The sequence below is a fragment of the Fusibacter sp. JL298sf-3 genome (genome assembly GCF_053842995.1).
Window position 1 is genome coordinate 280146 of sequence record NZ_CM132608.1, and the last position, 22783, is coordinate 302928.

Sequence of the window (22783 nt, forward strand, 5' to 3'; positions counted from 1 at the left end):
CCCTTTTTAGGCACCTTTTATCAACAATTGAAAAAAAGTTTCAAATGTTTTGTAAATCTCTTCAGGGGTCTGGGGGGCGTCGCCCGGATAGAAACAAATGCCGAAGGCGTTTTCTTTGCTCTTCTCAACGCCGTTTTTAAAAGTGGCACCGGACATGCCGTCTCGGTAATAATCTTTTTCGCAGTCTTTGGCACCGTAGACTTCCACTGCGCATGTTTGCGACAGTGTTTCAATATCGAGTCTAAGCGCTGTTTCTTTGCGAATGAAGAACTCGTAAAAGCGCCCGTCTAAGTTAAATCCAATGTCGCCTTTGCCCACAACGGTGAGAATCGGAATCGGATACCCCTGCACTTCATAAGCGTCGCCAATTTTGATGGTGTTGTTGCTGATAAACTGCAGTTTGCTGTCAATGCCCCTGTCGTCCAGATACGCCTGTGTTTCACAAGCGTTTAAATACAATTGATTCAGTGTTTCGTGTATTTGAATATAGTCCATGTAATCGCCTCCTCTTTAGGATTATACCGCGTTTAACCGCAGGATTCAATGTGCGCTTTTAAAGGGCAGTACCGTGGTCAGCGTCTTAAAGACCACCGCCGTTATCACGGCATTGGCAACAGCTGTAGGCAATACGACGCCTATGACAAGTGCCTTAAACGGCGCGGGCAACCCCGCCATGGCACTGGCAGTTACCAGAAAAATAACGCCGCTGGAAAGGGTGCCGATAAAGCCGACAGCCCCCATAACCGGCAACTTTTGCACCTGTTTGCCAAAAACTTTCAGCACGGCAAAAACAATGAATGCCGTCGCCAGCTTGTCGACGATGTTGGGCACTTGCCCGCCGGGAAACGTCGTGGTCATCGCTGTTAAAAGTCCGCCGAGCGCACCGGTGAGAACCGTATTTTTAACAGTGGGATTTAGGTAGAGTGCCAAAAACATAAACGTCAATAGCAAATCGAACTTCATGCCGAAAATACCGGGGACAACTGTGTGAAGCGTCAGTCCCATGGCGAGTAAAAGTGCCGTTGTCATCATTTCTTTAATTTTCATTTTCATCGTCTCCTTTTTAAATGGTTTATAAGTACGCCAGTCCGGTTCAGTTCACAACATCTCGTCCCCTCCTCTCTTCTTTTCTCTTCTTTTTGCACCGCAGAGTTGCACTAAAAAAACCGCTTACTCCTATAAAGGAGCAAACGGTTCGGTTCGCGGTACCATCCTTTTTAAAGCCCTTGGGCTCTATCTCTCTCGGGTACATTCATACCCATCCCCTGTAACGTGAGGACACGGCTGCGGCTACTTAGATTCACCTCGCATCTCATGGGCCCATTCACCTCCTGACATTCTGTCCCGTTTCACCACCCCGGCACTCTCTGTGAGAACATCTGAGAGACTACTCTCCCCAATCAACGATTTAAAAATGATTATACACGTTTTTTCAAAACATGCAAGAGAAAAATAAAATAAAAGGGACGGCACTTGAAGTTTTACAACAAAAGGCGTAGACTATTTAGGGCTTCTAATAAAAAAGGAGAAAGACAAATGGAACGCTGGAAAATCAATTTATACACACTATGGCTCTCACAAGTCATCTCATTGACGAGCTTTGGATTTGGCCTCCCCTTCATCCCGTTCTTTATACAAGAACTCGGTGTAACCGATCCCGAATCGATTCGCATATACACGGGGATTCTAAGTGCCGCCCCGGCGCTAACTATGGCCTTTATGTCGCCGGTCTGGGGCATGCTCTCCGACCGATTCGGGCAAAAACTCATGATTCAACGCGCCATGCTGGCGGCGGTCTTTATCATTGGCGGCATGGGGTTTGCACAAAGCGTGGCCATGTTGATCATCCTGCGGTTTTTACAGGGTTTTTTTACCGGTACCGTCACAGCCTCGTCTGCTTTTGTCGCGGTTAACACCCCGAACCATAAGCTCTCGTATGCGCTGGGAGTGCTTTCCTCGTCGACGTTTATAGGGTATTCGATGGGGCCGCTCCTAGGGGGTGCTGTCGCCGAAAACTTCGGTTATCGCATGAGTTTTTACATTGGCGCCGTCCTCATGCTCGTGGGCTTTCTACTGGTGACTTTCATCGTCAAACCCATTCATTTGCCAGATAGAGAACAAGCTGTACGCGTCAAGGTCAAGCGCAAGTGGTCCGAGCTGTTGTCCGTCAGCATTTTAATGCTCCTCTTAATGCTCTTTTTACAGCGGTTGACGCGTTCGCTCTTTTCACCGTTTGTACCGCTCTACATTCAAGAAATCACCGGAACGATTGAAGGTGCAGCTTCAAAGACCGGGTACATCAACGGCGCAGTGGGACTGGTTTCAGCGCTGTCCGCCTTTATCATCAGCCATCTGAGCAATCGGTATGACAAAGTCAAGATGATTCAGCTAATGCTCGCCATTGGTGTGGGGATTGTACTGGCCATTAACCTGAGCCATTCGTTCTGGGTATTTTTGATTTTGTACATGGGTCTCTTCCTCGTCATTGGAGGCGTAGAACCGCTCTTAACAGCGACGACCTCTGAAATGACGCCGGCGGAAAAACGCGGAACGCTCTTTGGTGTGCAAGGCTTGGTGGGCAGTCTCGGTTGGCTGGTTTCACCTGCAATCGGCACTTATGTGTCGGTTCAATATGGGATTAAAGAAATCTTTTGGGTGCTCATTGTGGTGCTTTTGCTCAACTTGAGCGTAACGTTCGCCATTACCAAGCGAACTTAAAGGGACGGTTCTTTTGTGCCGGATTCCACTATAATTTACCATTTTAAGCAGTGGTGCGCGCCTAGGACTGCTGAAAATCCACGTTTTTCAAACGGCGTCTATAGGCGTCTACTTGTGAACTTTTAGCCTATCCCCCTCTGGGAAGGCGCGCGGTCACAGCGCATAAAAAACCTCGCTATTCCAATGAATAGCGAGGTTTTTATATGGAAAATTCATTGATTTTGGCACAAAAGAACCGTCCCTTTAAAACCACTCGCGATAGGCGTTCATCGCGTAATTGTCTGTCATGCCGGAAATGTGATCGAGAATAGAGCGCAGCAAAGCATCAAATTTATAAGCGTATGCCTCGTCGGGGTCCTCAGACGCTCGATAGTTTTTAATGCGGTCCAGTTCCTTTGAAATCACCGACAAATCGCTGTCTCTAAAGTCGATGACATCCCCATTTAGACGTTTGATTTCTTTAAAAAGCCGCCTGAGGGAACTGTCCGGTAACAGTCTCGGGTTCTTTAAATAAGCATCGAAAAGCGTCTCGATGATTCGCGCACTCAAGTCGTCGAAGTTCGCAACTTCTCGGCTGTTGATGACCTTCTTAGAAATCTCTTTTTCGAGGTATTGGACGATAAACTGGACGTCGACACTGAAATCCACCAGCAACGTTTTGATGCGCCCCTTCTCGGCATACAAGCGGTCTGTAACATCGTAAGCCGCAATGCGTTCTTGGGTGGAGCGGACAATGTCTCGAATTAAAAAGCCTATAATTGAGGACACCAACTCCGCGCGAATGACGTTGTGTTTATCGACAAAAAAGCGTTCTTCTTCAGCGGCCTTGGCGTTGGCCTTTTCCACAAGTGCTTTTAGGGGAGATAATTTTTTAATATTGCACAGTTCTTCAAAAGATTTGTACGTCAAGAGCTTCGAGGCAAACGCATCGTCTAAGTCGTGACCGCGCTGAGCGATTTCATCGGCAATGCGCACAATTTGGCCTTCCAGCGTCGTCGGGTATTTGTACGTCAGATAGAGATGCTCCGGTGCCCCACCTACTAAAAAATGTTCCATATCGACACAGTGGTGGTCGCACTGCCCTTCAGGACATTTTTTTCCTTTTGGACAAGTACCGGTATGTTTTAAAACCCCTTCCATCACTTGATAAGACAAATTAAGGCCGTCGTAAGCCGTGTATTTTTCTTCTAAGTAACTGAGGACGCGCACCCCTTGTAAATTGTGTTTAAATCGGCGATTGGCGCGCATGGCTTCTGGAAGGCGCTCGACTTCTCGATTTAAGAGCCTTTGCAACGTGCGTTCTCCTTGGTGTCCAAACGGCGTGTGCCCAATATCGTGAGCGAGGGCAATAGCTTCAGTAAGGTCTTCATTGGCCCCTAGTTCTCGCGCGATGCCACGTGCAATTTGGGAGACTTCTAGCGTATGGGTCATACGCGTTCGAAAGTGGTCGCCCTTGGTTGCCGTAAAAATCTGAGCCTTGTCTACAAGGCGTCTGAAGGCCTTTGAGTGCAAAACGCGCTCTCTGTCCCGTTGGAATTCTGAGCGGTTGCTTGGGGACAGTTCAAAGGCCCTGACACAGTGTCTATTCTTCTGAGACAAAGGCCCTTCGGGATCGAGGCGATGCGCTTCGTCTGGCGCTTGATGAAAAGGCACTTGGGGCAACGGTGGCTGTCTAAGTGAATCCAGCAGTTTCTGATAGAGCATTTTGGCCGTCTCAGTAATAAGGTACGACCCTTTTTCAAAATCGTCTTTTAAATCAATTCCCGCACTGGAAGTAAAATTGTCGATAATGAGTTTGGACATCGTATGCTCTTTCAACGTGCATATGAGAAATTTTCTATTGCCCTCGAGGCCAAAAGTCCCCTCGGCAATATGCAGGGCACAGGCGTCGTAGACAGCCCCTTTTTTTTCAAACACAATAAAGACGACGTGAACGGCACAACCGATTTCGAAGTCGGCAACAGCGGGTTGATCGTTATCGGCAATAAAATACTTAAACGCGTCTGGGTATTTCTTTAAATTCTGCTCAACAGCGTTGTCCTTTAAAATTTTGACAATAACAAACGGGTGGTCTTTGCGCATGTCCCCTCCTCACTTTGTATTAAAGGTAAAATCGAATTTCAGCCATCTCGCCTATTTTCTCAAACCCCAGCTTGTTGTACATCTCTTTGGCACTGTCGATCTCATCTGTCACGAGATAGAGCGTGTGCGCTCCTTTTTCAACAGCCCGTGCCATTAAGGTTTTCAGTAGAGCTGTACCGTATCCCTTGTGTTGATGTGCCTCTAGAATACAAAAATCTTCGAGTTTTGCCACGCCGTTGTGAAGAAAGAGATCGCACCTTCCGACGAGGGTGCCTTCTGAATAGCACAGATAGGCTTCTAATGCTTCAGAGGCTAAATAAACAGGGCTTTTACCATAGCAGCGTCTTACGCAAAAATCTCTCCCCACAGTTTTGACATCCGCATCGATATCGACGGTCAAGACGTCGTCAAATGCCTCAACCGATTCGACTTTGACGACTTCGCAAGCCGTCGGGGCGTTTATCCCCTCTATTTTTCGAGGGTCGAACTCATAGAAACCTATAGCTGTCAACCTCGATGGGTACTTAATGTAAGATAAGATAGCCGGCCGTACAGAACTATTGGCGAGGATATTGCAGAAAGAGGCTCGCTCTTTTAAGCTATAGGCAATCGCTTCTTCAGTTAAACTTCTAATCTTCAAATCTTTTTCCTGCTTTTTAATATACGTCAAATTGTGGCTGTACATATCTGGAATAGCGGCGTTTCGGAACCGCAGCGTATTTTCATCTTCATAGACCTCGGAAAAACACTTGATATAAGCAATTTCACAAGCGATAATTTCATTGTTTAAAATCATGGCACTCTCCTTATTAGCATTTCATTCGTTCACTATCCAGTATACCGCGTACAGCCTTCTATGACCACCACTTTTTAGGTCAATAAACCAATTTTTCTGAATCTCCAGTAAAATTAACCGCGTTTATCAGGGCTTGATGCAGAAAAAAACATATTCTAGTTTACATAAATGGTAAAATATATAGGATTTTGGCACAAAAGAACCGTCCCCAAAAGAAAAATCGACATGGGGTAGCCATGTCGATTTTTCTTAGTTGTCGATAAACACGCTCTTTAAATGTGCTCTTAAATCGTCTCTAAGCACATTGAGTGTTTCTTCGTAGTTTTCGTCGTTGTTCTTAGGCGATCTATCGTTGACAAAGCGACCGAGGTTATCAGTTCCCCAGAAACCTGCAGTATCGTCGTCAAATACTTTAAACGCGTTCATGTACGCGTCCCATGCCGCATCGTCGATGCCCACGCCGTCGCCGATGTAGCCTCTACCGCCGCCGAGGAAGCCAGCGTTCATAATGGTGAAGATGCCCTTGTCTGAAAGCATGCCTTCTAAGCCGTTTTCGGTATCTTGGTAAGCGAATTTCTTAGCAAAAACCGTTTCCATGTACCCTTTTGCCATTGCCGTCGGCGTGTCGTGCCAGTTCGGATAACAGAAGATGATGTAGTCGGCTTTGGTAACAAAGTCTTGCTCGACTTTTACAGCGTCGCTTGGCTCGCCTGTACCGTCTTTGGCGTAATAGAAGTTCTCCATTTCGAGGACTGGGTTAAAGCCCATCGCGTAGAGGTCGCGCTTTTCAACTTCGATGCCGTTTTCTTCAAAATACGCCATTGCCGTATTGGCGAGATCGTAGTTGACACTGTAGCCTCTCGGATCGGCGATGACAAAGAGTGCTTTCTTAGCGTCGCCTTCGGTGAAGCCCTTTGGCTCGTAAGAAGCCACAAGAGCCTCCGGCACAATACTTGCAGAAGTCGTCCCATCCACTGATGCAGAGGTCACGGCGTCTTCTTCAGTCGCTTCAGGCGCCTCTTCTTCATTTTCAGGGGCTTCTTTTTCAACAACCGGCGTTTGGTTGACAGCCGCTTCTTTTTCTTCTACCGGTGCTTCTTTTTGACAACCGGTTACACCTATGATTAACATACCCGCAATTAACAGTCTTACATAATGCTTCATAATTTCCTCCACTTTAGAGGCATCAACTGTCAACGGTAAGAGTCGATTAAACGCTGAGCAAAGTAATCCAGTTCTTCTTTTAGAGTTTCGTTCTTTCGTTTGACCATCGCACAGTGAATTGCAAGAGGCGGTCCACTAAACGGAACGCGTGCAAATGGACTGTCGATTTTGTATTTGCACTGCCAATCGATTTCAACCGCATAAGACGACAAGTGTGTGAGGGCGTCGTTGTAAATTTGGTTGCTGTTTGCAAAAATCGTCTTGGTTGCCTCGGGAATACCGAGTGTGTGCATCTCTTGGTCAAAGCTGAACATCCCCCTGTACAAATACGACTTTTTGACGAGGTGCAACGACGCGAGGTCGGCTTTTTTGAGAAGCTTTTTTCGAGACAGCGGGTTGTCACAGCTGATGTGAATCTTGGCTGTGCCTGTAAAGAGTGTCCTGTACTCTAAACCGTGTGCCTCTACGTATTGGCTGAGTTTGTTCTGCTGAGCGTCGCTAAACAGAATAATGCCGATATCGCAGTCTTTTGAAACCACTTTTTCAATTGCCTCTTCAGTGCCGCATTCGTGAAGTAAGAACTCGTAATTGCTCTGATCGTATTTGGAACACACTTCAAAAAAGCGGTAGTTGATGATCTCTGATCCGAAACTCGCCACTTTGATTTTGTTTTGATTGACCTTAAAAGAAACCTTCTTCTCAAGCACCCAAAATTGTTCGAGCAACGCCTTGGCATCGTGGTAAATGTCTCTGCCGAAAGCGGTTAGCTTAACCCCCTTGTTGGTGCGTTCAAAAATCTTCTTACCCAGTTCATGCTCTAATTTATTAATCTGTTTGCTTAAATTAGGTTGGGAAATAAATAGATTTTTAGAAGCTTGTGAGATGCTGCCGGCTTCTACAATCTCTACCACGTAGCTTATCTGATTAAAATCCATTGTTTCCTCACTTTTGATAAAAATTTGTCAAAATTACGGGTGTGCACGCCCTAATACCCATTATATATAATAAAAGACAACAATCAAGGCTTTGGATATGCGTATTTTTTAGTGCTGATAGACTTTTTTTTATATTTGACACCGCGTGACGGCACGCATAAGTACGAAACCGTTTTCGTCGTCGTCGTTGTAAATAGGCAGTGTCGAGCGCCCCCAGCAATAGCCCCATTTCTCGGGTTCAAACTGCGCCATGGCGTCATAAGTAGCCGCCACAGCGGAACCGTGTGCATGCGGTGCATACGGCGGACATCTGAAAACGATGTATTCCGAGCCTTCAAAAGCGAAAGTCTCGCAGAGTGACGGTAAAGTGCCTTCGTAATCCGCCGGGAGCTCTTTGCCGTAAAAAGACAGTACCGGACGCCCTTGGGCATTGATCATGTACCCTCCGCCGTTTCGCATGTCCCCCGGCAAGTTGTCCACAATGTCCATAAGCCCATCGGCTTCACATTGATCGTAAAAACTTTCACTTAGTGTCCGGTCGACTAAAGCCGCCCAAATGTGTGCGGGCTTATAGATTTTGAACACCTCTACACGCATCGGCTCCACTGCCCCCTCTTGGTGGGCTTCATGAGCTGAGCGATGGATAAAGTCGTCGAGCAGCCACTTGCGCGATGCAACCGGATACACGGCACCACTTTTTAAAAAGGCACCTGGTGCGACCCCGAAATGTTTCTTAAAAGCGCGTGTAAAGGCCTCTTGCGAGTCGTATCCAAGGGCGACGGCGGTTTCTAAAATCGTCTTTTGGCCACTGCCGAGCCAAACCAGTCCTTTTGCCATACGCCTTAGGCGAAGATAAGCCATTACAGACATTCCCGTATAGGTTGAAAAGCGCCTGTACAATGTGGACAGCGGCAACCCACTGGCTTTGGCCACTTGTTCTGCTGTTACAGCGTCAAACAAATGCGCTTCTATGTAGTCGATGGCGGTTTGAATAGGTTTTAATTCGTTCATTTTAATACCTCCTAATTTCAGTATATACAATGACGTGACGTTGGTTTTGATCAAACTTCTCATTTAAATAATTTTTAGGAGCCTGTAGATACGTTGTTTTACAGAAGCGGGCAACGGCATCGCCAAGGCTTCTGTCAGCAGCTCTCGACGGCGTACGCCGTTTTTCTTAAAGTGGTTTTCTAATCCAGCGACTTTTTCATGGCGTCCCGGAATGAGTTGGTACAGGACATACCAGTCTTCCAGTGGGGTCAGCGGACAACTGACGCCGTCGATAGTGCCCCAATCGTCTTCTGCTGTGCGCGGCCAAGGGTAGCTGTAAACACCTTCTGAATGCTTGATTTTAAACCCCGCCATGAGGTCGATTTCGCCTTCGGGCGTAGTGTACTCAGCAAAAAAATCGGTGCGGTAGATGCCGCTCACACGCTTTGGGGCGATTTGACCGAGTGTTTGTAGACACCGGTGGGCACATTCCGCCTGTGAGAGGTCGACGAAAAGATCGATGTCCTGAGCGGTATCGACGATGCCGTGGTAAAGCAACACGAGGGAGCCACCAAGCGCCCATCGGATACCGTTGGCGTCTAAAGTTGTTTTAACTTTTTGTAAAAGGGACACGAGTGACCTCCTTCTTGCGTTCTTCTAAGTTCACTAAAGCGCCTCTGAGAGAGCAGCAAACCGCCTTTCGCTGACGCCTTCACGCGCTAAACATTCGCGAGAAGGCTTTCGGCTCAAGGCTTGTTGTCAAAAAAACCGACTCCTGCGTGAGAGTCGGTTATGGTGCGTTTTTTTATTTGAGTACGGATTCGGATATGAGTTTATCGAATTTGCGAATGTCGACGCCTTTTTTGAGATTGACTTTAATATGCCCTGCTCTCGTCCAGAGCTCTACTTCTGAGTTGACATCGAGTCTGCCCGCATTTTCTGTTGACCACATGTTGATGGCGCTGTAGGGCAATGAATAAATTTCTACTTTTTTCCCCGTGAGTCCCTGTGCGTCTCTGACAATTAGACGTTTGTTGGTGAAGATGGCGACGTCTCTAAAGGTTTTATACGCTGCGACGCCTTCTTCCCCTGGAACAAACAACTCCTGTACATCGTTTGGCACTGGACATTCTGAAACCAGTGTCCACGTTAGCATCGGTGTCGTTACTGACATAAGCCCTCCTATTATCTGAATTTTGAGTACATTTTATTATACCATAGGCTTATTCAAACCAACAGAGGCTCGCAATTTTTAATTTGCCATCGACGTTAACCACTTGAAGGCCGTTCATCCCCTCACCTGAAATTTCCGTGCCACCGTTGGTGTAGACTTTGCGGTATCGGCTTTTCACATGGGCAATCGGTCCGATACAGTCAAAGACAAAGCCTTTTGACGCTTCGGAAAAACCGCCGGCTTTAAGCAACGGATGCGTTTGAAAAATTTCTTGCAGCTCCTCAACATGGGCTTCAATAGACTTGACGCGTGCCACAGTTCCGGCTTGGGTGTACTCCACTAACTTGGCGCCTGAGAGGAAAATCGGCAAAAGGGCGTCAAAATGCGGTTCCTCTCCCGGTGGGAAAGAAATCGCTTCATATAGCGTGTCGAGCAGTGTTTGAATGTCGGCTTGTGTAATGTGCATGGGAACTCCTTCTAGTCTTCAAATAAGGTCTTCAATATGGTTTCAGGGTTGTTTAAAAAACGCTTGGTAACCTGAAAGTGTTCAGTTTCTGTATAAATCGGACAGGTGTAGTCGTGGTCGATGTCGTATATAACCGCCTCGGGATAAGCTAAAAGTATCGGCGAGTGCGTGGCGATGATAAACTGGGCACCGGCCTCAGTGAGAACGTGTATCTGTCTCAAAAGCGCCAATAAGCGATTAGGTGAAAGCGCCGCCTCGGGCTCGTCTAAAATGTAGATGCCGTTACCTGTAAATCGATTTAGCATCAGCGATAGAAACGACTCGCCGTGGGATTGCTTGTGCAGCGAAACGCCACCATAGGCATCGATTATAGGTGGACCGCCGCCACCTTTGTCCAGTGCATCTATATGAGAGGCCACATTGTAAAAGCTTTCGGCCCTCAAAAAAAAGCTGGTCTTCGGCCGTCTGACCCCCTTGGTTATGCGCAGGTGGCGGTGCAGTGGCGAATGGGTGTCTTCAGTGGAAAAGTTGAAGTTTTTGGTGCCGCCTTCGGGATTGAAACCGTACTGTACGGCAATGGCTTCGAGCAATGTCGATTTGCCGCTGCCGTTTTCGCCGATAAAAAACGTCACTTTAGGGTGAAATACCAGAGGTTTAAACGTTTTGACGGCTTTGAGCTCGTATGGGTAGCCGCGCATCTGGGCAACTTGTTCATCTATATGCACTTCTCTTATAAACGTATCAAAATGAGCCATAATACCCCCTTAGTCGCCTTTAGTATACCACAACTTAAAGCGGATGAGAAAAGGTTAACGCATGATTATCTGGATCTTTAACGGTTAACGTACGCGTTCTATCATTTTGCTTTAGCACATACGGGTGCTTTGTACAACTGAGTCGCGTTACAAGTGTCTCGACAGCTTGAGCTGTTGTTTTGAAGTCAATGCCTGCTCAGAATGCTGTGGAAGGCCTTCTATAAGTGTCACCGATAGATTCCCCAGCGTAAATGCCCTGCGACCAGCTGCTTTAGGCGCGTCGAAAATACCGCTGTAAAAGGCGGCAGCGCGGCTGATATCGCCGGTGGCAAGTGATACCGCACACAATTGAAGTTCTAAGGGCAGTGCCTTTTCTTCAGAGGGGTTGAGCCGACTTTGCCAGTCTCCATTGGCCACTGTAAAACACATACCGCGCTTGAGCCCATTCCAAGAGAACAGACCGACGTGAACAAAAATTGCTGCAAGTTGGCTCGTCGCCTGTGCGTCCAGCACATCGCGTCTAAGCGTTTTGAAGACAAAGTGCCCTAGCCTGTTGCGCTTATTGTCCATATGTAGTTTTTCAACGTTGTTGGCCAATGGCACAGGGCCTTTTTCTTCAACAAAGGCCATCACTTTTTCAATTTCTTCAGCTGTAAATTCTGTGATGTGTTCAGTCCCATCTGAAAAACCCCTTCGAATGGTCAGAGGTTCGTTAGATAGAAAACGCCACTGGAACAGCTTGTTCTTTTTACCGAGTGTTCTGAGTTCGTGCCACATGTTTGCAGACCTCCTGTCTTTTAAACAAGTGGTTGTACAATGCCATTATATCATTAAAGAAATCACATGTAACCTATATAAAAGCCTTGCCGGTGTTTGGGTATTAATGAGTTTGCGCTGAGCAATTTTTAAACGGCCTCCTAAGGAGGCCGCAACTGGGCGCTTTCGCGTTAAACAGCGGAGAGTTTGCGGCCCTTGCCGTGAGGGATGCAAAGTGGCGTCCCAAACAGTGGATCGCTAGTGACGACGCAGGACATACCGAAGACGGATTTGACCATGTCTTCGGTGACCACTTCTTCTGGAGGACCCTGAGCGTAAACCCCTTTGTCTTTGACAGCTACGATGTTGTGGGCGTATCGACAGGCCAGATTGAGGTCGTGTAAAACCATAACCACTGTGCGCGAACCCTTTTCATTGAGTTCGAAGAGCAAGTCCAGCACTTCGATTTGATGGGTCAAATCGAGGTACGTGGTGGGTTCGTCTAGAAGGAGGACGTCTGTTTTTTGTGCGAGGCTCATGGCAATCCAAGCGCGTTGCCTTTGGCCACCTGAGAGCGCGAGGACATTTCGATGGGCAAATGCGGTCATGCCTGTAGCTTCAAGAACCTCTTCCACAATGGCGTCGTCGGCTTTCGACCACGGTTTTAAAAAGCTTTGATGCGGGTAGCGGCCTTGTTTGACCAACTGCTTAACAGTAAGGCCCTCCGGTGCCGTGGGGCCTTGGGGCAAAATAGCCAGTTGTTTGGCCACCTCTTTGGTAGAAGATTTGTGCATGGCCAACCCGTTGAGATGAATTTCCCCGCTTCTCGGTTTTAAAAGGCGTGCCAAAGCGCGTAACAGCGTCGACTTGCCGCAGCCGTTGGCGCCGACCAAAATCGTGATTTTCCCCTTGGGAATGGCGATGTCTAGGGCGTCGATGACGACAGCCTCGCCGTAGCCCAAGGTTAACTTTTGTGTTTCAAGTGCTTTGTTCATACGCTCACCTCACTATGAATTGCGCCCTTTGTAGAGCAGGTAGATAAAAAACGGCGCCCCAATGGCGGATACAAAGACGCCGGCGGGTAAATCTAGGGGCAAAAACAGGGTACGGGCAACGATGTCCGCCGACATGACAAGGGTCCCCCCAATAAGCGCAGCAATAGGCGCCAAATGTTTAAACGATCGACCGACGAGTTGGCGGCCTAGATGTGGGGCGATTAACCCGACGAAGCCGATGCCGCCTGCAAAAGCCACGCCGATGCCCGCTAAAGCGACGCTGACGGCGATAAGGAGCAGGCGGTCGCTCTCCACACGGGCGCCGACACCGCGCGCCAAATCGTCTCCGAGTTCCTGAATGTCTATGCGTCTGGCGCATAAAAACGCAATGGGCAGAAAAACAGCCAGCCAAGGGACGAGACTTCGGACATGCGACCAGTTGGCGCCGTAGACGCTCCCCGTCAGCCAAATATACGCGTCGCTGGTGGAATACGTGGGACTGATGACGATGAGCATCGTCACCAAGGCCCCCATACCGGCGTTTAAACCGATGCCAATGAGAACGAGACGTATTGGTGATACCCCTTTTTTAAAGGCGAGTAAATAAATGAGCAAAGTGGCCACGACGGCACCTGCTATGGCTGCCAGTGGTAAAAAACGCCTATCGGCAGCTGCAAAAAAAGTCAAATACAGCACTGCGGCGACTTTAGCACCTCCTGTTATACCGATGATGTCCGGTGAAGCCAGCGGGTTGCGAATCAGCGACTGTAAAATCGCACCTGCCACTGAAAGAGCGGCCCCGACAAAAAACGCCACCAAAAGTCGAGGCAGCCTCAAGGTGCTGATGACGAAGCTGTTTTCGCCGCCAAAGAGCGCTTTAAGCACCTCTGTCGGCGAAAGAATACTACTGCCCACCGACAGGCCTAGGATAAAGACAAAGGCGGTGAGGAGGCAGACGCCTAAATACGTTTTGAGAGTGGCTTTCACGACAACGCCCCCTTTCTCACTCTATAGATGAAGAAAGGTACCCCAATAGCCGCAGTCATAACGCCTATAGGCATTTCTTCAGGGACGATGACCACACGTGCCGCCACGTCGGCGAGCAACAAGATCAACCCGCCGAAAACAGCACAGTACGGGAGTATCCAGCGGTAGTCCAGTCCCACTAGGCTGCGCACCATATGCGGGACGACAAGTCCGATAAACCCTATGGATCCGGCAATGGCCACTGAGCCGCCTGCAAGACAGACGATGACAGCGCCCATGACGAGTTTAAGTAAAAAAACGCGTTGACCGAGTCCTTTTGCAACGTCTTCTCCAGACGTCAAAACATTTACAGCACGTGCCAATAAAAAAGCGATGACGCCGGCGACGAACATGTACGGGAGTAAGGGCAGGACAGTTTCCAGTCGCCTACCGGACACAGAGCCCCCTAGCCAAAACAGCACGCCTTCAAGACTTTGTTCGTCGATGACCAATAGCGCTTGGGTGAAGGCTGAAAAAAGGGCGGTAATAGCGGCGCCTGCCAAGACAATTCTAATGGGCGACAAACTGTCTTTGCCCAGTGCGCCGAGAAACAGCACCATGACGGCAGCGACTGCACCGCCTAAAAAAGCGAGAAAGACCAACGTCTCTAGCTGGTTGACAGAGAAAAAAACGGTGCCGAGCACCACGGCGAACAGCGCGCCGGCATTGATGCCGAACAAGCTGGGCGATGCCAGTGGGTTGCGTGTTAGCGCCTGCATCAAAGCGCCTGAAATCGCCAAGGAGGCGCCTACGACCAGTGCGATAACTGCTCGGGAAAGACGTGTGCTAACGACGATGATATGTGCTGTATTTGAAGGGTCAAAATCGGTAAAAGCTTCTATAACTGTTCGGGGCGGTATGGGCACTTGGCCAATGGCCAAGCTTGCCAAGAAGACGCCGAAAAGCAAGGCGCAGGCCATCAATAAGCCGCCCCATTTCATGTATTGAGTATGAGTCATTTAAACGCTCCATAAGGTTAAATTAAAAAGGGGGCACGAGCCCCCTCTTTTGAATTACTTCTCGAGTTCAAAGCGCTCGTACATCTGGTCGAGCATTCTGTTTGCGGCAATAATACCGCCACCCATGTTCCAGTCGACTTCGTCTACTTCGTAGACGCGGTCTTCTTTTACCGCTTTGAGGTTTGCCCATAGCGGATGAGATGTCCAAGTCTTGTAGGTCTCTTGAATGGCCTCTGCATCGTTGTTGTGCCCATCAGACATAAAATAGAAGAACACAGAAGCGTCCATAGATGGGATACTTTCAAGGGTCGTGAGCTTGAGCACGACATTGCCCTCTTCAGCGGCCTTCTTTTGAACTTCCGGTCTTACGAAACCCAGTTCCGTTAAAATATCACCTGCAAAGCCGGTGACGTAGATACGCGCATGGTCGGTACGGAAGTTGAGAACGGAAACTTCTACTGGCCACGCCTCACCGAGTTTTTCGCTTATCTTCTGATTGAAATCTCCGACGCGATTCGACCAATCACTTAGCAAAGTTGCCGCCTCGGCTTCTTTGTCCAGTGCTTCGCCCATAAGGGTTACAGTATCCTTAAATTTAAACACCGTTTCATGTGTCACAGTCGGTGCGATTTGCGATAACTGGTCGTAAATTTTTTCGTGTCGAATCTTCGAAGCAATGATTAAATCGGGTTTAAGTTTTGCGATTTCTTCGAGGTTGGGTTGTGTCTCAAGCCCGACAATGGTCGCCTCTGTAAGGGCATCTTTGAGATAGTTGTACATCGGTTGCTGCACCCACGACTCAACGACGCCGACGGGTTTTATCCCTAGGGCAACTGCGGCGTCTGTCGCGCCTTGATACAAGGTGACAACGCGCACCGGCGTCCCCTCAATGCTGGTTTCTCCCATGGCGTGTTTAACAACGCGCGCCTCTGTCTTCGGTTCGTCTGTATGTTCTTCTACAGGCTTTTGCTCTGCAGATTTTGCGCAACCGGTAATGACAACTGTTAAGGTCAGTGCCCAAAACAACCATTTTAAATGTTTCATAATGTCCCCCTATTAGGTTTATTTGTTCGATAATGATAACTATTATCACACTTTGATTACTTTAAAGGAAATGAGGGGATTTGTCAAGACATCTGTCTATAGTGTGCTAAATTTTATGGCTTGGGCTGTTTCTCGCTGAGGTCTTCGCGAGATGGCTTTCGGCCTTCCCCTTGTTGTCTACAACCTTTAAAGCGCCTCCCGGTGGAAGGCGCTTTAAAGAGCTATTAGTATCTGGTGAGTCCAAGCATTTGATTCACAATTTCAGCTTTACAGAAGGCGCTTACCAAATTTGACGAACCGACGTGGATGCCGGCGGTCTCCATATAGCCGGTTTGAGGATCGCCGGTGAAAATAAGGCCACCGCTGTCACCAGGTGCCGAGGCGTACTGAGCTGCCGTAAGGTTGACATGGTATGTGCCGGAAACGACGCCACCAAAATTGGTTGAAGTCACTCTACCGACACTTGGTCCATTTATCCCCGTCTTAACAACCGGCATCCCCACCGGTGGGTTGATTAAGTTGGTGGAGAGCTGGCCGCCGGTATTGTTAATGGTATTAGTTGGTTCGTATCCCGGATTGGTAATGGCACAAAAAGCGGCGTCAATTTGACCGCGGTTTCTAGTTACACGTGTTTGAGCGACGACGGTATTGTTGTAGCTGACGTCCTTGCCGACAGTACGTGCAACATGACCTGCGGTAACAAAACCGATTTCACCATTGCGCATGGCTCTGTACCCCATTGAACCGGTGCCGTCTGCCTTAATTCTGTTGCCGGGATTGATGTCTGTATGCGCCTCTAGAGGCGTGGTCATTTTTCTTAATTCAACACCGGGGTCGTTCACAATTTGCTTTTTAAATTCTCGAACTTTATCTGGTGAGAACTTTCTAAGCTCAACCACGACTTTGCTCTTGGCATCATCTAAAAAGACTTTGTCGATGTTTTTAATTGCAGATCCACCTAAGCCGTTGAGTATTTGGCCGTTGATGTTTTCGATAAGCCCTTGTAAGTGCTTTAAACTGTAAGGCGCCGATTGGTAAGTGACTTGATCGTTGCCTATGATGCGTTCGACGGTTTGTTTAACACCGGCATCGGCATAGTGGTTCGCTTCGACGAGCACGACCAATTGTCCGGCGTTGTCGATATAGGCGCCGCCAAAGTAGTCGGGATAGTCCGTCGATTTAGGCTGACCGTCCGATTTAAAGGATTTGATTAATTTTTCATAAGAGTTGCTTGCAGATACGGCTTTTTTCATAAAAGCAGTTCCGCCGAAAGGTTCAAACAAAGTGTTAAAAGAGTCGCTTGTGGCCGCATTGACGGGAACTGCACCAAAGCTCAATGAGAGCACTAGACCGGTAGAAAGTAAAAAACCTAGTAGACGTTTGAATTTCATAAATGCCTCCTTTATAAAAGTATTTGTTACAGTGCTTAATATTAGGGCCCTAATGGAAGAACTGTCTTTTTTACTGGAGATACTCTTTGCTCAAGGTCTGATTTTCATCGAGGATGATTTTTAATTTTTTGCGGCCTCTAGCCAACTTTGATTTAACTGTTGACAAATTGGTGCCGGTTTCGGTAGCGATTTCACGCACGGATTTTTGTTGGTAATAATATTTGACAAAGCAGAGGCGCTCTGTCTTTTCGAGTTTGTACAACGCATTGACGAGTTTGCGTGAGGTCTCATGCTCTATTACCCCGTTAAATGTGTCGTCATAGGAGACGTCTTGAAGTGGGTATACGCTTACAAGCGACCTACCGCTCAATTCTCTCAGCTTATTTTTAGACTTGTTGCGTGCAATAGCACCAATATATGATTTTAAACAATTGAGACGATTGGGATCTATGGTATGCGCTTTGTACCAAATGGCTATAAAAACGTCTGAGAGAACTTCTTCTTTGTCTTCTATAGAGAGCGTATTTCGAGAAACGCTTTGAATAATGCTGCCAACGTAACCTTCATAAGTTTCTATAAGATGGTGTAAGGCTTTTTCATCTCTATACTTAAGGCGTATCACGAGGTCCATTTCTTTTTTACAATACATCTATACATCAACTCCTAGTAAGTGTTTGAGATTCACAGCGACTATAAATCTGTTGTACATACAATACACCATGGGTCACCGCGCGGTTTCACTTTATACCCTTTTTGTAAATGAAATGTAATATAACAGTTTTAAAAGCATCAATATGACATATATTGTTGATATAAACCCACAAATGTGTGGGCGAATAACTGACCTACGTCGGGTGGTTAATTTGAACGCCGTGAACCGGAACACTTGACAGACTCGAAAAATGTACCGCTGTTTGTCTGCTCCCCCTTCGCTAGCGGCACTTACGACATGATGTATGTAAGAGTATTTGTCGATTAAAAAAATTTTCTAATTAAATTTCGTTTGAAGTGTAAGATTTCGGCGAGTTATTCGTTCTTATAAATGGAGGGAGAGTTGAGGCGAAAAAGCGGATTCAAGTTTCTTTGAAACCTGTCAATTAATTTTAACCCTGAATTATTCATGAACCCATGATATCACCAAAAATCGAGCGGATTTAAGTTTTTGCGCTTCATAATGCTTATCATAGAAGACGTCTTCCTGTTTATCACCTAAAAATGGGCAGACTTATCCTGTGGACAATACTTTTCTCGATTTTCAGATTTCAAAGTTCATCAGTTACGTTTATTCCAACTGTGGAAGTCGACGGATGTTCTCAAGAATTTCATAGAACTCATTCTTGTATGGACAACTGCTACACAGTTTGAAATGAATATATCTTGCTGCTTTAACAACCTTTGATGCGATTTTGAGCAGCTTCAATCGAATAGTATCTATCAACATTTTCTTCATGTTTTCAGGTAATACCAATCGTTTAAAGTAATTAAATAGGTTGTATGCTAGGACATGGAGCAGTAGATGATTTGCATTAACGACTTTGTCCTTACTTGGTGTTGATGCAAAGTTGAAGCCACTTTTACCTTCTTTGATAAAGTTTTCCATGGTGCCTCGATTTCGATAGAACTTAATGAGTTCTTCAGGACTGAGATCCATGTTGGTCACAATAAAGGCATACTGATTGGTTAGCTGATTGTACGGTTTCTCGACCTTGACGATAACCCGTCTAGGATAGTCCCATTTACCGGCTTGGTACAAGAACTCATCATAACGGACCACATAATCAATCATGTTATCCTTTGTAGCTTCGGTTATTTCATCATCCAAATGTTTTGCGTGAGCATACAGTATTTTGTTTGCTTTCAAGCGTATGGCATAGGATACACCATTGCTTTCACACTGTTTGTACAAGTCTGGTGTTGCAAAACCACTGTCTCCACGGAGGAACAGATGGACATCAGGATACTTTGTAAAGTATTCATCAAGTAAGGGCTGCATGAACTCGCAGACGCCTGTAGAACTATAGGCGGTACCATCTCTAAGCTCTGCTTTGAGAAGATCTCCAGTGAGTCCGTCATAGCAGAGTAAGGGGTGATATCCATGAGCTTGATAGTGGTAATTAAAGCCTTCGCCTTCCTGCTTGCCGTACGTGTTAAGTAGGGTTGAATCAAGATCAAGCAGAACTTGTTCTGGCATTTTAGTCCTGTAGGCCGATGACCTCATATGACGGATGATATCTTCAAACTGTTTGACTGTATCCCCATCCATACGGTTCCAGAACCTCGACAGTGTGGGTTGTGAGGCAAGAGCCTGTTTACCCAGAATACTTTTAAAGACAGGTTCATTGGTCAGTTCGTCTGCATCATTGTCATTAAAGTATCCAGCAAGGATTTGATAAATTAGCTGGGATAGATTTTGATGGTCTTTGTGTTTACGGAAGCTATCATTTTTGTCCGTTACAAACTGGCTGATGTGTTTATTGAAGCCAAACTTATGGGCGAATTCTTTTATGAGAAGCAGCCCCGAATCGGAGGATAAATCGCCTCCATTGAAATTTATTTTGATTTTACTATTGCTTTCGAGCTGAAGTGAACTTACACTAGACATGAAGAGTTTCTCCTTTGTTTTGGTGTTTGTGTGGTAACTACATTTTAACAAAGTTGGAGCTCTTCTTCTATTTATTTAGGTTTCACTTGATAAGTGAAAAGCAAAAGTAATCTAAAATACAGTAACTATGCGGTTTTGGGGAGTATTTCGTGAACCGTCATGAATAATTCAGCCTGAATTATTCATGAACCCATGATATCACCAAAAATCGAGCGGATTTAAGTTTTTGCGCTTCATAATGCTTATCATAGAAGACGTCTTCCTGTTTATCACCTAAAAATGGGCAGACTTATCCTGTGGACAATACTTTTCTCGATTTTCAGATTTCAAAGTTCATCAGTTACGTTTATTCCAACTGTGGAAGTCGACGGATGTTCTCAAGAATTTCATAGAACTCATTCTTGTATGGACAACTGCTACACAGTTTGAAATGAATATATCTTGCTGCTTTAACAACCTTTGATGCGATTTTGAGCAGCTTCAATCGAATGGTATCTATCAACATTTTCTTCATGCTTTTAGGTAATACCAATCGTTTAAAGTAATTAAATAGGTTGTATGCTAGGACATGGAGCAGTAGATGATTCGCATTAACGACTTTGTCCTTACTTGGCGTTGATGCAAAGTTGAAGCCACTTTTACCTTCTTTGATGAAGTTTTCCATGGTGCCTCGATGTCGATAGAACTTAATTAGTTCTTCAGGACTGAGATCCATGTTGGTCACAATAAAGGCATACTGATTGGTTAGCTGATTGTACGGTTTCTCGACCTTGACGATAACCCGTCTAGGATAGTCCCATTTACCGGCTTGGTACAAGAACTCATCATAACGGACCACATAATCAATCATGTTATCCTTTGTAGCTTCGGTTATTTCATCATCCAAATGTTTTGCGTGAGCATACAGTATTTTGTTTGCTTTCAAACGTATGGCATAGGATACACCATTGCTTTCACACTGTTTGTACAAGTCTGGTGTTGCAAAACCACTGTCTCCACGGAGGAACAGATGGACATCAGGGTACTTCGTAAAGTATTCATCTAATAAAGGTTGCATGAATTCGCAGACGCCTGTAGAACTATAGGCGGTACCATCTCGAAGCTCTGCTTTGAGAAGATCTCCAGTGAGTCCGTCATAGCAGAGTAAGGGGTGATATCCATGAGCTTGATAGTGGTAATTAAAGCCTTCGCCTTCCTGCTTGCCGTACGTGTTAAGTAGGGTTGAATCAAGATCAAGCAGAACTTGTTCTGGCATTTTAGTCCTGTAGGCCGATGATCTCATATGACGGATGATATCTTCAAACTGTTTGACTGTATCTCCATCCATACGGTTCCAGAACCTCGACAGTGTGGGTTGTGAGGCAAGAGCCTGTTTACCCAGAATACTTTTAAAGACAGGTTCATTGGTCAGTTCGTCTGCATCATTGTCATTAAAGTATCCAGCAAGGATTTGATAAATTAGCTGGGATAGATTTTGATGGTCTTTGTGTTTACGGAAGCTATCATTTTTGTCCGTTACAAACTGGCTGATGTGTTTATTGAAGCCAAACTTATGGGCGAATTCTTTTATGAGAAGCAGCCCCGAATCGGAGGATAAATCGCCTCCATTGAAATTTATTTTGATTTTACTATTGCTTTCGAGCTGAAGTGAACTTACACTAGACATGAAGAGTTTCTCCTTTGTTAGTTTGTGAGTGTGGTAACTTCATTTTAACAAAGTTGGAGCTCTTCTTCTATTTATTTAGGTTTCACTTGATAAGTGAAAAGCAAAAGTAGTCTAAAACACAGTAACTATGCGGTTTTGGGGAGTGTTTCGTGAACCGTCATGAATAATTCAGGTTAACTGTTGTAAATTTATTATTCAAGGAGGCATAGGATGAAGAATATGTTAAAAATTCTAGTTGCAGGCTGTTTAACCGTAGCGATATTTATTTCTGCAACTCAGTACTGGATGTAACAATGGATAGCACATCGAAAAACAAGATTTATGCCCTAATAATCACCGCCATCGTTTTTCTTGGGCTTTATCTTGTATCCACAACCTTTCTACAAGAACTCTATCTGTTTGAGTGGACGGCAGACAACCATTACCTCTATGTATGGGTGATTGCAGTTGTATTGATATTGGTTAATAAAATCCGGACTTCTTTCGCGCTTACTCTGGGAAACTTCATAGGGACATTGATTGGTCAGTTTTTAGGAGACTGGATGAGATACGAGAGCATGAAAAAAATTATTCCTGGGATGGATGCTGGAATTGAAGCTCAATTACGCTTGCATTACGGTGTCCCCATTTGGCTCCTAACAATGACTATTTTCTTGATACTCAACAAAGTATTAACTCGGTTATTGAGAAAAAGTCCATGAATAGATGAGTGCATATTGAGATAGAAAAGGTGCTGTTGCAGTCTTAATTCTTAGATGACAACAGCACCTTCTGTTTTTAAATGCACTTCTATAGATGGGGGCTAAAATGGTTAAAGTCCACGGTCTTTTGAAGAATAAACGACCTATTCTTTTGTTACGTTTTTACTTCCTCGCAAACCTACTGGCTTAAGCATAGGCGATGGTAGTTTGGCTCTTGAACACTTCCGCAATAAAAAAGAAAAGAACCCTTGTTCGTCAAAGGTATCTTTTCTATTGTCTTTACTTTATCGAAGCGGGACGTAAGAGCTTAAAAATACCCTACCGAACGCATGGATCCGTTGCCACTTCTCGGATTTTACTTTTTAAAAAGACTGTTTAGTCGACTCTGAAGTGACGCGCGTCGCCTTTCAGTTGCTTCTGAATCGACGGCTATTGACAGCACGTCGCCTTCTTTAACACCAGCGGGTAATTCTACAGCTGGAAGGTTGATAAAACTGCCGTCACCACATTCGATAACGGCGTAAGACCCTTCAAAGCGATCGACAATTAACATAGAAGCTCCT

General features: G+C 46.0%; 23 protein-coding genes and 1 other annotated feature. Of the genes, 2 read left to right on the plus strand and 21 right to left on the minus strand.

Annotation, left to right across the window (positions count from 1 at the left end):
- Window positions 1–6: 6 nt before the first annotated feature.
- Both ACR6HW_RS01345 and ACR6HW_RS01350 read right to left on the minus strand, forming a co-directional pair.
- Complete coding sequence (locus ACR6HW_RS01345) at window positions 7–495, minus strand: hypothetical protein (RefSeq protein WP_455729372.1); 489 nt, start codon at window positions 493–495, stop codon at window positions 7–9.
- A 45-nt stretch (window positions 496–540) separates the two neighbouring features.
- Entirely contained in the window at window positions 541–1047 is a 507-nt protein-coding gene (locus ACR6HW_RS01350; protein WP_455729373.1) for a tryptophan transporter, read from the minus strand.
- Window positions 1048–1179: 132 nt separating this feature from the next.
- Window positions 1180–1413, minus strand: a binding site (T-box leader).
- A 123-nt stretch (window positions 1414–1536) separates the two neighbouring features.
- Between ACR6HW_RS01350 and ACR6HW_RS01355 the strand changes: the two genes are divergently transcribed.
- Complete coding sequence (locus tag ACR6HW_RS01355; RefSeq protein ID WP_455729374.1) at window positions 1537–2718, plus strand: MFS transporter; 1182 nt, start codon at window positions 1537–1539, stop codon at window positions 2716–2718.
- Between the two features lie 243 nt (window positions 2719–2961).
- Here ACR6HW_RS01355 and ACR6HW_RS01360 read toward each other — a convergent pair whose 3' ends face one another.
- From ACR6HW_RS01360 to ACR6HW_RS01445, 18 genes are all read right to left on the minus strand, one after another.
- Complete coding sequence (locus ACR6HW_RS01360; RefSeq protein ID WP_455729375.1) at window positions 2962–4800, minus strand: deoxyguanosinetriphosphate triphosphohydrolase family protein; 1839 nt, start codon at window positions 4798–4800, stop codon at window positions 2962–2964.
- Window positions 4801–4819: 19 nt separating this feature from the next.
- Window positions 4820–5596 carry a GNAT family N-acetyltransferase gene (locus tag ACR6HW_RS01365; RefSeq protein ID WP_455729376.1) on the minus strand — a complete coding sequence of 259 codons (777 nt, stop codon included), beginning with the start codon at window positions 5594–5596 and terminating at the stop codon, window positions 4820–4822.
- 249 nt (window positions 5597–5845) lie between these two features.
- On the minus strand, window positions 5846–6760 hold the full coding sequence (locus tag ACR6HW_RS01370; RefSeq protein WP_455729377.1) for an NAD(P)H-dependent oxidoreductase: 915 nt from the start codon (window positions 6758–6760) through the stop codon (window positions 5846–5848).
- Window positions 6761–6789: 29 nt separating this feature from the next.
- Window positions 6790–7695, minus strand: coding sequence for a LysR family transcriptional regulator (locus ACR6HW_RS01375; RefSeq protein ID WP_455729378.1), 906 nt, complete (start codon window positions 7693–7695; stop codon window positions 6790–6792).
- Between the two features lie 129 nt (window positions 7696–7824).
- Window positions 7825–8706 carry a helix-turn-helix transcriptional regulator gene (locus ACR6HW_RS01380; RefSeq protein ID WP_455729379.1) on the minus strand — a complete coding sequence of 294 codons (882 nt, stop codon included), beginning with the start codon at window positions 8704–8706 and terminating at the stop codon, window positions 7825–7827.
- A 63-nt stretch (window positions 8707–8769) separates the two neighbouring features.
- Complete coding sequence (locus ACR6HW_RS01385; protein ID WP_455729380.1) at window positions 8770–9318, minus strand: hypothetical protein; 549 nt, start codon at window positions 9316–9318, stop codon at window positions 8770–8772.
- Window positions 9319–9490: 172 nt separating this feature from the next.
- Window positions 9491–9859: a PH domain-containing protein gene (locus ACR6HW_RS01390; RefSeq protein WP_455729381.1), complete on the minus strand. Its 369-nt coding sequence runs from the start codon at window positions 9857–9859 to the stop codon at window positions 9491–9493.
- A gap of 49 nt (window positions 9860–9908) precedes the next feature.
- Entirely contained in the window at window positions 9909–10325 is a 417-nt protein-coding gene (locus ACR6HW_RS01395) for a hypothetical protein (RefSeq protein ID WP_455729382.1), read from the minus strand.
- A gap of 11 nt (window positions 10326–10336) precedes the next feature.
- Entirely contained in the window at window positions 10337–11080 is a 744-nt protein-coding gene (locus ACR6HW_RS01400) for an AAA family ATPase (protein WP_455729383.1), read from the minus strand.
- Window positions 11081–11227: 147 nt separating this feature from the next.
- Window positions 11228–11857 carry a hypothetical protein gene (locus ACR6HW_RS01405; protein WP_455729384.1) on the minus strand — a complete coding sequence of 210 codons (630 nt, stop codon included), beginning with the start codon at window positions 11855–11857 and terminating at the stop codon, window positions 11228–11230.
- A 170-nt stretch (window positions 11858–12027) separates the two neighbouring features.
- The gene (locus ACR6HW_RS01410; protein ID WP_455729385.1) at window positions 12028–12831 is read right to left on the minus strand and encodes an ABC transporter ATP-binding protein; all 804 of its coding nucleotides are present in this window, start codon (window positions 12829–12831) and stop codon (window positions 12028–12030) included.
- A 12-nt stretch (window positions 12832–12843) separates the two neighbouring features.
- Complete coding sequence (locus tag ACR6HW_RS01415; RefSeq protein ID WP_455729386.1) at window positions 12844–13818, minus strand: FecCD family ABC transporter permease; 975 nt, start codon at window positions 13816–13818, stop codon at window positions 12844–12846.
- Window positions 13815–14816, minus strand: a complete 1002-nt coding sequence (locus tag ACR6HW_RS01420; RefSeq protein WP_455729387.1) for a FecCD family ABC transporter permease — start codon at window positions 14814–14816, stop codon at window positions 13815–13817. The genes ACR6HW_RS01415 and ACR6HW_RS01420 overlap by 4 nt, the downstream gene beginning before the upstream one ends.
- A 54-nt stretch (window positions 14817–14870) precedes the next feature.
- Complete coding sequence (locus ACR6HW_RS01425; protein ID WP_455729388.1) at window positions 14871–15860, minus strand: ABC transporter substrate-binding protein; 990 nt, start codon at window positions 15858–15860, stop codon at window positions 14871–14873.
- 224 nt (window positions 15861–16084) lie between these two features.
- Window positions 16085–17251, minus strand: coding sequence for a chymotrypsin family serine protease (locus ACR6HW_RS01430; RefSeq protein ID WP_455729389.1), 1167 nt, complete (start codon window positions 17249–17251; stop codon window positions 16085–16087).
- Window positions 17252–17321: 70 nt separating this feature from the next.
- The gene (locus ACR6HW_RS01435; RefSeq protein ID WP_455729390.1) at window positions 17322–17900 is read right to left on the minus strand and encodes an RNA polymerase sigma factor; all 579 of its coding nucleotides are present in this window, start codon (window positions 17898–17900) and stop codon (window positions 17322–17324) included.
- A 633-nt stretch (window positions 17901–18533) separates the two neighbouring features.
- Window positions 18534–19853, minus strand: coding sequence for an IS1380 family transposase (locus ACR6HW_RS01440; RefSeq protein ID WP_455728668.1), 1320 nt, complete (start codon window positions 19851–19853; stop codon window positions 18534–18536).
- Window positions 19854–20199: 346 nt separating this feature from the next.
- The gene (locus ACR6HW_RS01445; RefSeq protein WP_455727928.1) at window positions 20200–21519 is read right to left on the minus strand and encodes an IS1380 family transposase; all 1320 of its coding nucleotides are present in this window, start codon (window positions 21517–21519) and stop codon (window positions 20200–20202) included.
- 293 nt (window positions 21520–21812) lie between these two features.
- On the opposite strand from ACR6HW_RS01445, the gene ACR6HW_RS01450 reads away from it, so the two are divergent.
- On the plus strand, window positions 21813–22220 hold the full coding sequence (locus tag ACR6HW_RS01450) for a hypothetical protein (protein WP_455729391.1): 408 nt from the start codon (window positions 21813–21815) through the stop codon (window positions 22218–22220).
- A gap of 355 nt (window positions 22221–22575) precedes the next feature.
- On the opposite strand, the gene ACR6HW_RS01455 is transcribed toward ACR6HW_RS01450, so the two are convergent.
- Window positions 22576–22773 (minus strand): DUF3006 domain-containing protein, encoded by a 198-nt coding sequence (locus tag ACR6HW_RS01455; protein WP_455729392.1) that lies wholly within the window; start codon window positions 22771–22773, stop codon window positions 22576–22578.
- Window positions 22774–22783 lie beyond the last annotated feature (10 nt).